Genomic DNA, 12,328 nt, shown 5'->3' on the forward strand with positions numbered 1-12,328 from the left:
AAATCCATTCCGCGCGGCAGCCGGCGCTGCTCGTGCGACCGCGGATGGCCGAGTATATCGACGCGCTCGCCTGACCACACAGAGACGATTGCCAACTGGGCCACAGGCACATCTGCCCTACCCGGCTCAATAAGGTAGCCCGGATGAAATCCGGGGGGGCCGGCGACTTCGCTCCCGGCTTTCATCCGGGCTACGTCATGATCGCGTCGCTATCCTCCGGTAAGCCGGCGAACATTTTTATGAGGCAAAAAAAGCCCCGGCTGATTAGGCCGGGGCTTTTGCTGTTGCTGCGTCAATCTTAGAACTGCGCGGCGTCCAGCAGGTACAGGCTTTCGCTACCGGCCTTGACCGAAGCGGTCAGCGAGTGGATACGCGGCAGCAGGCGGGCGAAGAAGAAGCGCGCGGTGCCCAGCTTGGTGCGGTAGAACTCATCCTGATCCTGCTTGGCCAGGGCGGTACGCGCCATCAGGGCCCACATGTAGGCATAGGCGGTGTAGCCGAACACCTGCAGGTACTCGACCGAGGCGGCGCCGACTTCGTTCGGGTTGGCCTTGGCACGCTCCAGCAGGTCGGCGGTCATCAGCTCCAGGTTGGCGATGGCGTCTTTCAGCGGGTTGACGAACTCGGCCAGCGAGGCATCAGCGCTGTCGGTGAAGGCCTTGATCTCTTCGGCGAAGTGCTTGTAGAACGCACCGCCGCTGCCGACCACTTTACGGCCGACCAGGTCGAGCGCCTGGATACCGTTGGTGCCTTCGTAGATCTGGGTGATGCGGCAGTCGCGGATCAGCTGCTCCTGGCCCCACTCGCGGATGAAGCCGTGGCCGCCGAAGATCTGCTGCCCGTGCACGGTGGTTTCCAGTGCCATGTCGGTGAGGAAGGCCTTGGCTACCGGGGTCAGCAGGGCGACCAACTCTTCCGCGCGCTTGCGGGTGGCGGCGTCTTCGCTGAACTTGGCGGTATCGAGCTGCATGGCCACGTAGCTGGAGAAGGCGCGACCGCCCTCGTTCAGCGCTTTCATGGTCAGCAGCATGCGGCGCACGTCCGGATGCACGATGATCGGGTCGGCGGCTTTGTCTTTAGCCACCGGCCCGGTTGGCGCACGGCTCTGGATACGGTCGCGGGCGTATTCCACGGCGTTCTGGTAGCTGCGCTCGCCCAGGGACAGGCCCTGGATGCCAACACCCAGACGCTCGTAGTTCATCATGGTGAACATGGCAGCGAGGCCCTTGTTCGGCGCATCGACGATCCAGCCGGTGGCGCCGTCGAAGTTCATCACGCAGGTAGCCGAGGCCTTGATGCCCATCTTGTGTTCGATCGAGCCGCAGGACAGCGAGTTCTTCTCGCCCAGCGAGCCGTCGGCGTTGACCATGACTTTCGGCACCAGGAACAGCGAGATGCCTTTCGGGCCCGCCGGGGCGTCCGGCAGCTTGGCCAGTACCAGGTGAATGATGTTCTCGGTCAGGTCATGCTCACCACCGGTGATGAAGATCTTGGTACCGGAAATCTTGTAACTGCCATCAGCCTGCGGCTCGGCCTTGGTGCGGATGATACCCAGGTCGGTGCCAGCATGCGGCTCGGTCAGACACATGGAACCGGCCCAGACGCCGGAATACATGTTCGGCAGGTATTTTTCTTTCAGCTCTTCGCTGGCGTGGGCGTTGATCGACAGGCAGGCCCCGGCGGTCAGCATCGGGTACAGGCCGAACGACAGGTTGGCCGAGTTGACCATTTCCTCGACCTGGGCCGAGATCACCTTGGGCATGCCCATACCGCCGAATACCGGGTCGCCACCGACGCCAACCCAGCCGCCGTCGGCATAGGTCTGGTAGGCCTGCGGGAAACCGGCCGGAGTCTTCACCACACCGCCTTCCCAGGAGCAGCCTTCTTCATCGCCGCTGCGATTCAGGGGAGCGATGGTGCCGGCAGTGACCTTGCCCGCTTCTTCGAGGATGGCGCTGGCGGTGTCTTCGTCCACCACTTCGGCCAGGGCCGGCAACTGGGCCCACAGCTTGGAAACTTCGAACACTTCATTGAGCACGAAGCGCATGTCGCGCAGGGGAGCTTTGTAGTCAGCCATGGAGCAATCCTCGAACGAACCAACAGGTATACGGAAGTGCTCAGAGTTTAACCGAACAACTTTTCAGACACATAGGGTCGCGTAGTGACCAATTGGTCACGTGCCGTGCACTGCATGCGATACAGAAAAAACCCGCCAAAAGGCGGGCTTTTGCGCCGCTCGACCACTGGTCAGGGAGCGCAACGCTCAGCCGGCAAACACAGCAGGTACTCGCCACCAGACGCGGCACCGATCCGCCAGAGCACCCTGCTCAATTGTCGACACTTTCCAGCTTGACCGCGCCACGCCGCTGGCCGGGGCTGCGAATGCAGTTGCGCCCGGCACTCTTGGCGCTGTAGAGCGCCTTGTCTGCGGCCTTGATCACCTCTTCCGGGCGACTCTGCTCCAGACCGCGCTCAGCTACGCCCATGCTCACCGTCACCGAAACCTCGCTGGCCTTGCTGCCGGCACGGCGCTGACGGCCCTGCTTGTCGTCCTGCGGACGCTGCTGCTTGTCACGCAGCTGGATGCGGTAGACCTCGATGGCCTGGCGTACCACCTCCAGGTGCGGCAGGCATTCGGCCAGCGTCTTGCCGGGGAACACCAGGGTGAATTCCTCACCGCCATAGCGGTAGGCCTTGCCGCCGCCACCGATCTTGCGCAGTTGCGCGGCAACCAGACGCAGCACCTGATCGCCGACATCATGACCATGGGTGTCGTTGAATTTCTTGAAGTGATCGACGTCGGCCATGGCGATCACATAGCTGCGTCCCAGGCGCTCCAGGCGATCATTCAGCGCACGGCGCCCCGGCAGACCGGTGAGTTCATCGCGAAAAGCCATCTGATAGGCCTCGTGCGCCACGGCAGAAACCAGCATGAGCATGCTCAGGCTGCTCATCACCTGCAGGGCATGGGGCAGGATGAAGGTCTGCGGCAACATCCACAGCTGCGCGAGCAGGCCAAACAGCAGGGCGGCATGCAGCGGCCGCGGCTGGCGTAGGTACTGCACCAGCAGCAACACGCTGGCAATCAAGAACAGCGGATAGGCCAGCTGGATCAGGCTCATCCAGCTGCCATGCAGCAGCGGCCAGTGGATCTCCGTCAGCCAGCGTTGCAAAGCATCGGGATAACGCTGCGCCAGGGCTACCGCCACACCCCCGACCGCCAACAGCACAGCGGCGCGCGCCACCAAGTCCTGCAGCAGATGGCTGCGCTCGCGCCAGGCACCAAACAGGCCATACAGCAACGGCAGCAACAGGCTGCACAGGTGGAACACCAGCGCGGCGTCCTCACGCACCTTGGCGTGCTGGCGGAAGTAGTCGGTCTGCGTATCGAGCAGAAAGTAGCCCAGATAGACCACCACCAGCAGCGACAGCTCGCGCTGACGGTTGTAGACCACGCAAAAGGCGCCACCGAGCAGCAACAGCAGGGTCGGCAGCACATTGAACAACGACAGGAAAAACTCGTTGAGCACGGCCAGACGTGCAGCCAACACCCCGCCAAGCAGCAACAGCAACGGCAACAGGAAGTGACTGAAACGGACGGCGGCAAGCGGGAACACGGCAAGCACTCCAGTGCGACAGGGCACTGCAACGGAATGCGGCATTCTGCCTGCACCTAGGTATTCCAGCATCAGTAATAGCTCGCATTTTCGACAGGTTGCGTCCGTCGCTTTCGTGCAGGCGAAAAAAAACCGCGACCCGAGGGTCGCGGTTTTTCTGACCTGAGGTCGGACCGGGTTTAGTAACCCAGGGCGAAGTCTTCTTCGGCCATGTCCATCAGGTTGTTGGCGCCAGACAGCATGGCCTCAACGTGCGCACGGGTACGCGGCAGGATGCGTGCGAAGTAGAAGTTGGCAGTCTGCAGCTTGGCCTTGTAGAAGGCCTCGTCTTCAGTACCAGCAGCGATCTTCTCGGCAGCCAGGCGCGCCATGTCAGCCCAGAAGTAGGCCAGGCAGGCGTAGCCGGAGTACATCAGGTAGTCCACGGAAGCGGCACCGACTTCTTCGCGATCTTTCATCGCAGCCATGCCGATCTTCATGGTGATGTCGCCCCACTCCTTGTTCAGCTTGGCCAGCGGCTCGACGAGGCCTTTGATGGCTTCGTTGGCTTCGTTGGTCTGGCAGAACTTGTGCACGATCTTGGTGAAGTTCTTCAGTGCGCCGCCCTGGGTCATCAGAATCTTACGACCCAGCAGGTCGAGGGCCTGAATGCCGGTGGTGCCTTCGTACATCATGGAGATGCGGCAGTCGCGAACGTTCTGCTCCATGCCCCACTCGGCGATGAAGCCGTGGCCACCATAGATCTGCATGCCATGAGAAGCGGCTTCGAAACCGACTTCGGTCATGAACGCCTTGGCGATCGGGGTGAGGAAGGCCAGCAGTTCGTCTGCGGCTTTCTTCTCGGCTTCGTCCTGGCTGTACTTGACGATGTCAACCTGCTTGGCGGTGAAGTACACCATGGCGCGGTTGCCTTCGGCGAAAGCCTTCATGGTCAGCAGCATGCGACGCACGTCCGGGTGGACGATGATCGGGTCAGCGGCTTTTTCCGGCGCTTTCGGGCCAGTCAGGGAACGCATCTGCAGACGCTCACGAGCGTACTTCAGGCCACCCTGGAAGCCGACTTCGGCGTGAGCCAGACCCTGCAGAGCAGTACCCAGACGGGCAGTGTTCATGAAGGTGAACATGCAGTTCAGGCCTTTGTTGGCTGGGCCGATCAGGTAACCGGTGGCGCCGTCAAAGTTCATCACGCAGGTGGCGTTGCCGTGGATGCCCATCTTGTGCTCGATCGAGCCACAGGAAACGGCGTTACGCGCACCAACGGTGCCGTCAGCATTGACCGAGAACTTCGGCACGATGAACAGGGAAATGCCTTTGGTGCCTTGCGGCGCGTCGGGCAGGCGGGCCAGTACGATGTGGACGATGTTATCGGCCATGTCGTGCTCACCAGCGGAGATGAAGATCTTGGTGCCGGACACTTTGTAGGTGCCGTCAGCCTGGGGCTCGGCCTTGGTGCGCAGCATGCCCAGGTCGGTACCGCAGTGCGGTTCGGTCAGGCACATGGTGCCGGTCCACTCGCCGGATACCAGCTTGGTCAGGTAGGTGTGCTTCTGCTCGTCGGTGCCGTGCTCGGAGATGGTGTTCATCGCACCGTGCGACAGACCCGGGTACATGCCCCAGGACCAGTTGGCCGAACCGACCATTTCGCTGATCGCCAGACCCAGGGACTCCGGCAGGCCTTGGCCACCGTGGTCAACGTCGTGGGCCAGGGAAGGCCAGCCGCCTTCGACGAACTGCTTGTAGGCTTCCTTGAAACCGGTCGGAGTTTTCACGCCTTCCGGGGACCAGGTGCAACCTTCCAGGTCACCCACACGATTGAGGGGGGCGATTACCTGCTCACAGAACTTGGCGCCTTCTTCCAGAATGGCGGCAACCATGTCCGGGGTGGCGTCTTGGCAGCCAGGCAGGCTCTGATAGTGCGCTTCGTAGCCGAGCAGTTCGTCGCGAACGAAGCGGATATCACGCAAGGGGGCCTTGTACTCAGGCATAGCGGTAAACCTCTACGGTGGATTCCTTGATTTTGTTTGACCGGAACAATCGCGGTCGCTTGTGGGATTTCTCCCAGAGCCCGGCAGCCATGAGCTGGCGCAGCAATCAAACAGGCGTTTGAAACATACGTTTACGCCCCAACCTTGTCAAGCATCCGAAAGCAACCGCTCAGGCAAGCAGATCGACCGTCGGTTCGGGGCTCTGCAACTGGCTGAGTCCCCGATACAGATCAAGACTAGGCGCAGATATCGGAGGCTGCTGCACGGATTTCTCCTCTTTCTCCTTCTCTTGCTGTTCCTGTTCGCGCTCTTCGGCAAGCAGGCGTCGCTCCTCGCTGGCCGCTGCAGCCTCTTCACGCCGTTGCTGGGCCAGATCCGTACGCGCCTGGGCAGCCAGGGCCTGGGCTTGCGCTGCCACGCGACGGTCCTGGGAGGAAGGCTCTGCCGGCGCCAGGGCTGCGCGCTGCACCACTTCCATTTTGCGCAAGGTGGCTTGCGGGTCATTGGGAATCGGGCTGACATCAATGCTGACTTCGCCACTCACCACATAAGACTTGCCATCCGGACCGCGCTTGTAGGTGTAGGCGGGCGCGCCAGCATAGGCGCCCCCCACGGCGGCATGGGCCTGCTCATGGGCACGCACCTCACGATCACGACTGGCCAGTTCGGCGACCTGCAGTTGCTCTTGTCGCACCTGTTGGGTTTCACGTGCAGAAGGCTTGGCGTCTTCGCCATTGCCTGGACTGTCGGCTTCCTCGCGCAACGACGCCTGCTCATCCGAGCCAGTAGCCGAGGTAGACGTTACAGGGGCTTGATTGCTGCGATTAAGCTCAGGAGAAGAAGGGGCAACGGAATCAGCGGACGAGAGCGCACGCGCCGGCAAGGATGACGGCGAAGGCGCGACATAAGGCGTAGCGCTGCCGATCTGCATCCAACTCCTCCTCGCCCCGCTGCCGGGCGAGACTGCTCTTGCGTGCGCTTACGCGCGGGTATCGATCAGGGTACCCAGTACTTCGTCAGCCGTTTCCACGACCTTGGCACCCGCTTGTGCCTCGGTCTTTCCGACATTGAGGGCGACCAAGCTTTCCGCCAGGTCGGCCTGGGTGTTCGACGCGCTGCCCGGCGGCGGGTTGACCTGCTGGGTTGGCGGGGTTTCCAGCGGAGCCTGAGGCAAGGTGTTGCTGGCAATTTCAGTGGCGGCTTGGTCAACGCGACGCTGTCCAGCCTGAATGGCGTTCAGGCCGGAATTGAAGGCACTACCAGAGATTTCCATGCTGCGATCCCACTCGTACAGAGATGTGCAAAAGAGTTAAGCAGAAAATGCTCATTTTTTGTACAAGCAAATGGCTATGGCCATGTCACTACTTATGTCGGAATCTCCAGCAAGTCCAATTGCAGGTACGCCGCCACCGCCGCCGGGCTTGCCTGCGCCAGACGCGGCACCTGCCCCAGACACGGTGCAGGCAGGCGCTCGGCGAGGGTCGCCAGGTTCTCTTCCAGACGCGCGGTGTGCGGGTCGACGATATTCGCCACCCAGCCGGCCAGGGTCAGGCCGTCGCGGGCAATCGCCTCGGCGGTCAGCAGCGCATGGTTGATGCAGCCGAGACGCACACCAACTACCAGGATCACCGGCAGCCCCAAGGCAATCGGCAGGTCGGACAGGTTCGCCTGCCCGGCCAGCGGTACGCGCCAGCCACCCGCGCCTTCGACCAGGGTGAAGTCGGCGCCCTGAGCAAGCACCTGCTGCACCGGGGCGAGCAGCGCGTCGAGCGTCAAGGCCACGCCTGCTTCGCGCGCGGCGAGATGCGGAGCGATGGCCGGGGCAAAGGCCAGCGGATTGACCTGTGCGTAGGTCAGCGGCAGCGTGCATTCACCGAGCAGGGCCAAGGCATCGCTGTTACGCAGCCCCTCTGCCGTCACCTCGCAACCGGAGGCCACCGGCTTGGCGGCTGCCGTGCTCAGCCCGGCCAGACGCGCGGCGTGCAACAGGCCGGCGGCGATGGTGGTTTTGCCGACTTCGGTGTCGGTGCCGGTGACGAAATAAGCCTGGGTCATGGCGACTCTCTAGAACGGTTTCTGCAGCACGCCATAGACCACCTGGTAGGTGGCTGGCAGGCCCTCGGGCTGGCGGAAAACCTCATAGGCCTCGACCAGCGCGCGAATCCGCGCCCGCCCGGTCAGACCACCGGGGCGTCCCGGATTGAGGTTGTGCGCGCCGAGCGCCTTGAGTTCATGGGTCAGCTCGCGCAGATCGGGGAAGTGCAGGCGCTGGGCCCGACGCTCCAGCCCGAGCACCTGCAAACCGCTATCCGCACACAGCTGCTGGTAGTCGGCGAAACGGCGGAAACGATTGACGTGAACCAAACCATCCACCGCCTGCCAACTGTCACGCAGCTCCTGCAGGGTGCCGACGCACAGGCTGGTGAAAGCCAGCACGCCGCCGGGCCTGAGCACGCGGCGCGCCTCGGCGAGCACGGCGGAGAAATCGCCACACCATTGCACTGCCAGGCTGGAAAACAGGAGGTCGCAGCAGCCATCGCGCAGCGGCAGACTCTCGGCATCGCCGGCGACGAAACGCTGCGCACCGCCCAGCGGACGGGCATGGCGCAGCATGCCTTCGGCGAGATCGAGAGCCACGCCCTCGGCGCCGGGGAAGCGCACCGCCAGGACCCGACTGAAATGCCCGGTACCGCAGCCCAGATCCAGCCAGCGCTGCGGCGCCAACTGCAGCGGCAGGCGCGCCAGCAGTTCGACACCCACCGCACGCTGCAGAGCGGCGACGCTGTCGTAACTCTCTGCCGCGCGGGAGAAGGAAGCGGCGACCCGGCGTTTGTCCGGCAAGCCGCTCTGTTCGTGCCAGTCAGTCATCATCCGCCTCGCTGAGGAACGCCAGGATCGCCGCCGCCACTTCATGCGGGCGCTCCAGCACGAAGGCGTGGCTGACGTCTTCGATCAGGCCAACCTCGATATCCGGCTGCAGCGCCAGCAGATCACCCGCCACCTCGGCCGGCACCAGCGCATCGGCGCCGGCCAGCAGATGCAGTTGCGGCCCGGCGAAGCGCTGGATGGCACTGCGCCCGTCGAAATTACCCAGCACCTCCAGCCCAGCTAGCAACACCTCGGGCGGCAGCTGCGGTGCGCCGGCCTGCAGCTGGCGCGCCAGATCACGCGCGGTGTCGGCGCCCTGGCTGCAGAGCAGACTGAAGCGCTTGCGGGTGGCGCGCGGATCCTGCCGGCAGGCGTCGACAAAGGCGTTGAAGGTCGCCTCGGGCATGCCGTGCGGCCAGTCGCCGCCGGCCACGAAGCAGGGGTTGCTGGCCAGGGTCAGCAGGCCACGGCAGCGCTCGCCGCGCAGCGCCGCCAGCTCGCTGGCGAGCATGCCGCCTAGCGACCAGCCGCCCAGCCAGGTGTGCTCGGGCAAGCGCTCGTCCAGTTCCAGCAGCCAGTCGCGCGGCTCGCCACTTTCTAGTTCAGGCAGCGCTTCGATAGTCACCTGCAGTTGCGGGGCCAGGCCGCGCAGGGCCTCGACCAGCACTTCCAGGGGCAGGCTGCCGAGGCCCCAGCCGGGTAGCAGAATCAGTTGCTCACGCATCGTCGCGTACCTGCGGCCAGCACTCGGCCAGGGCTGCGAGCAGTTGTTCCAGCTGCGCCTCACTGTGCGCCGCAGACAGGGTCACGCGCAGGCGGGCGCTGCCCACCGGCACCGTCGGCGGACGGATCGCGCCGACCAGCAGGCCACGCTCTTTCAATAGTGCAGATAATTTCAGCGCACGCTCGCTGTCACCGATCAGGATCGGCTGGATCGGTGTCGGGCTGTCCATCAGGCTCAGGCCGATCTCGGCCGCGCCCTGGCGGAAGCGCGCGACCAGCTTGTTCAGGTGCTCGCGGCGCCAGCCTTCCGTGCGCAGCAGTTCAAGGCTCTTCAGGGTGGCGCAGGCCACCGCCGGCGGCTGGCTGGTGGTGTAGATGTAAGGACGGGCGAACTGGATCAGCGTCTCGATCAACTCCTCGCTGCCGGCGACGAAAGCCCCGGCCGTACCGAACCCCTTGCCCAGGGTGCCGACCAGTACCTGCACATCGTCCAGCCCCAGGCCGAAGTGTTCGACGATGCCGCCACCGCTGGCGCCCAGCGGGCCGAAGCCGTGGGCATCGTCGACCATCACCCAGGCGTTGCTGGCCTTGGCCTCCGCGCAAAGGTTGGGCAGATCGGCCAGGTCGCCATCCATGCTGAACACGCCGTCAGTGACCACCAGGGTGTTGCCCGTGGCCTTGCGCAAGCGGTTGCTCAGGCTGACCGCATCGTTGTGCAGGTAGCGGGAAAACCGCGCGCCGGAGAGCAGACCGGCATCCAGCAGCGAGGCGTGGTTGAGGCGGTCTTCCAGCACCGTGTCGCCCTGCCCGACCAGCGCGGTAACAGCCGCCAGGTTGGCCATGTAGCCGGTGGAAAACAGCAATGCGCGCGGCCGGCCGGTGAACGCGGCCAGGGCCTCTTCCAGCTCATGGTGCGGGGCGCTGTGGCCGATCACCAGGTGCGAGGCGCCGCCACCAACGCCCCACTTGTCCGCCCCCTGCTGCAAGGCGCGAATCACCTCGGGATGATTGGCCAGTCCCAAATAGTCGTTGGAGCAGAAGGCCAGCAGCTGGCGTCCGTCGACCTGCACCAACGGCACCTGCGGGCTGTCCAGCAAGGGCCGCTGCCGGAACAGGTGGGCGGCGTGACGCTCGGCGAGGCGGGCGGCAAGATCGAAAGGCATATGCAATACCCGGTAGGAACCAGCTTGCTGGCGATCGGTTATGACGACGGATCGCCAGCAAGCTGGTTCCTACATGAAGAGCGGTTTAGGCCGAAGTGGCGTCGTAGAACAGCTTGGAATCGCGCTGCTCGACCAGGGCTTGCTCAATGGCGGCCTGGTGCACTTCGTCGGCATGCTCTTCGCGCTCTTCCGGCTTGATGCCGAGACGGGCGAACAGCTGCATGTCCTTGCTCGCCTGCGGGTTCTTGGTGGTCAGCAGCTTCTCGCCGTAGAAGATCGAGTTGGCGCCGGCCATGAAGGCCAGAGCCTGCATCTGCTCGTTCATCGCCTCGCGCCCGGCGGACAGGCGCACGTGGGATTTCGGCATCATGATCCGCGCCACGGCGAGCATGCGAATGAAGTCGAACGGATCGACGTCCTGCTCCTCGGCCAGCGGCGTGCCCTTGACCTTGACCAGCATGTTGATCGGCACGCTTTCCGGGTGTTCCGGCAGGTTGGCCAGCTGGATCAAGAGCCCTGCGCGGTCATCGAGCGACTCGCCCATGCCGAGGATGCCGCCAGAGCAAATCTTCATCCCGGACTCACGCACGTAGGCCAGGGTCTGCAGGCGCTCGCTGTAGGTGCGGGTGGTGATGATGTTGCCGTAGAACTCCGGCGAGGTATCCAGGTTGTGGTTGTAGTAGTCGAGACCGGCCTCGGCCAGGGCGCGGGTCTGCTCCTGGTCGAGCTTGCCGAGGGTCATGCAGGTTTCCAGGCCGAGCTTCTTCACGCCTTCGACCATCTTCAGCACGTAGGGCATGTCCTTGGCCGACGGGTGCTTCCACGCCGCGCCCATGCAGAAGCGGGTGGAGCCGATGGCCTTGGCCTCGGCAGCCGCCTCCAGCACCTTCTGCACTTCCATCAGCTTTTCTTTGTCCAGGCCGGTGTTGTAGTGGCCGGACTGCGGGCAGTACTTGCAGTCTTCCGGGCAGGCGCCGGTCTTGATCGACAGCAGGGTCGAGACCTGCACGCGGTTGGCGTCGAAATGCGCGCGGTGTACGGTCTGGGCCTGGAACAGCAGGTCGTTGAACGGCTGTTCGAACAGGGCCTTGACCTCGGCGAGGCTCCAGTCGTGACGGGTGACGGAAGAAATGCTGGCACTCATCGGGGGTATTCCTTATTCGTTGGCTGCTAGGCTGGTCGCAACACGGCTGTTCGGCATCGTCAGGGAAGGACCATGCGCTGTCAACCACACCGGGATAACCAGGTTTACATCTGGACAAAAAACAAACAATCCTGCCTGCTCTGCGCCGAACCCAGTGAATCCGCGCTGCCGCTATGCGGCCCCTGCGAGAGCGAACTGCCCTGGCTGGGCGGGCATTGCGCGGTCTGCGCCGTGCCACTGCCGGATAGCGGTCTGGTCTGCGGTGCCTGCCTCAAGCGACCGCCGGCTTTCGAACGAGTGGAAGCGCCGTGGCGCTACGCCTTCCCGATCGACAGCCTGATCACCCGCTTCAAGCACCAGGCACGTTGGCCATTGGGACGTCTGCTGGCCGACCTGCTGTCACATCATCTGCAGCACGCCTTCGCCGAAGGCCTGCCGCGCCCCGACCTGTTGCTACCGGTGCCATTGGCCGGCAAGCGTTTGCGCCAGCGTGGCTTCAACCAGGCCGAAATGCTCGCCGACTGGCTCGGCGCCAGCCTCGCCCTGCCCACCCAGAAGCACTGGCTGCAGCGCCCGCAGGACACCGCCCACCAGCAGGATCTGGACGCCGCCGCACGCCTGCGCAACCTGCGCCGCGCCTTTGCCCTGGCTGCCAGGGCGGAGGTGAAGGGCAAACACCTGGCGGTGATCGACGACGTGCTGACCACCGGCGCCACCGCCGAGGCCGTCGCCCGCCTGCTGCGCAAGGCCGGTGCGGCGCGGGTGGATATCTATTGCCTGGCACGCACGCCCAAGCCCGGCGACAGCTAAAGCGGTTCTGAAAGATGA

11 protein-coding genes are annotated in these 12,328 nt (G+C 64.1%); 1 reads left to right on the top strand and 10 read right to left on the bottom strand.

Annotated elements, in window-relative coordinates:
- Positions 1-298: 298 nt before the first annotated feature.
- The 10 genes from H3H45_RS03145 to bioB form a co-directional block, all read right to left on the bottom strand.
- Positions 299-2,077, bottom strand: a complete 1,779-nt coding sequence (locus tag H3H45_RS03145; protein ID WP_182832283.1) for an acyl-CoA dehydrogenase C-terminal domain-containing protein — start codon at positions 2,075-2,077, stop codon at positions 299-301.
- Positions 2,078-2,327: 250 nt separating this feature from the next.
- Positions 2,328-3,662, bottom strand: a complete 1,335-nt coding sequence (locus tag H3H45_RS03150) for a GGDEF domain-containing protein (RefSeq protein WP_182832284.1) — start codon at positions 3,660-3,662, stop codon at positions 2,328-2,330.
- A gap of 134 nt (positions 3,663-3,796) precedes the next feature.
- Positions 3,797-5,602 carry a phenylacyl-CoA dehydrogenase gene (locus H3H45_RS03155; protein WP_182832285.1) on the bottom strand — a complete coding sequence of 602 codons (1,806 nt, stop codon included), beginning with the start codon at positions 5,600-5,602 and terminating at the stop codon, positions 3,797-3,799.
- Between the two features lie 169 nt (positions 5,603-5,771).
- Positions 5,772-6,365, bottom strand: coding sequence for a putative metalloprotease CJM1_0395 family protein (locus H3H45_RS03160; RefSeq protein WP_235983315.1), 594 nt, complete (start codon positions 6,363-6,365; stop codon positions 5,772-5,774).
- Between the two features lie 216 nt (positions 6,366-6,581).
- Complete coding sequence (locus tag H3H45_RS03165; RefSeq protein ID WP_182832287.1) at positions 6,582-6,875, bottom strand: hypothetical protein; 294 nt, start codon at positions 6,873-6,875, stop codon at positions 6,582-6,584.
- A gap of 92 nt (positions 6,876-6,967) precedes the next feature.
- Positions 6,968-7,657, bottom strand: coding sequence for a dethiobiotin synthase (bioD, locus tag H3H45_RS03170; protein ID WP_182832288.1), 690 nt, complete (start codon positions 7,655-7,657; stop codon positions 6,968-6,970).
- Positions 7,658-7,666: 9 nt separating this feature from the next.
- Entirely contained in the window at positions 7,667-8,470 is an 804-nt protein-coding gene (gene bioC / locus H3H45_RS03175) for a malonyl-ACP O-methyltransferase BioC (protein WP_182832289.1), read from the bottom strand.
- Positions 8,463-9,194: an alpha/beta fold hydrolase gene (locus H3H45_RS03180; protein WP_182832290.1), complete on the bottom strand. Its 732-nt coding sequence runs from the start codon at positions 9,192-9,194 to the stop codon at positions 8,463-8,465. The genes bioC and H3H45_RS03180 overlap by 8 nt, the downstream gene beginning before the upstream one ends.
- On the bottom strand, positions 9,187-10,356 hold the full coding sequence (gene bioF, locus H3H45_RS03185) for an 8-amino-7-oxononanoate synthase (RefSeq protein ID WP_182832291.1): 1,170 nt from the start codon (positions 10,354-10,356) through the stop codon (positions 9,187-9,189). The genes H3H45_RS03180 and bioF overlap by 8 nt, the downstream gene beginning before the upstream one ends.
- A gap of 85 nt (positions 10,357-10,441) precedes the next feature.
- Positions 10,442-11,500, bottom strand: coding sequence for a biotin synthase BioB (gene bioB, locus H3H45_RS03190; protein ID WP_182832292.1), 1,059 nt, complete (start codon positions 11,498-11,500; stop codon positions 10,442-10,444).
- A 72-nt stretch (positions 11,501-11,572) separates the two neighbouring features.
- Between bioB and H3H45_RS03195 the strand changes: the two genes are divergently transcribed.
- Positions 11,573-12,310 (top strand): ComF family protein, encoded by a 738-nt coding sequence (locus H3H45_RS03195; RefSeq protein ID WP_182832293.1) that lies wholly within the window; start codon positions 11,573-11,575, stop codon positions 12,308-12,310.
- Positions 12,311-12,328 lie beyond the last annotated feature (18 nt).

The sequence above is a fragment of the Aquipseudomonas guryensis genome (genome assembly GCF_014164785.1).
GTDB lineage: Bacteria > Pseudomonadota > Gammaproteobacteria > Pseudomonadales > Pseudomonadaceae > Aquipseudomonas > Aquipseudomonas guryensis.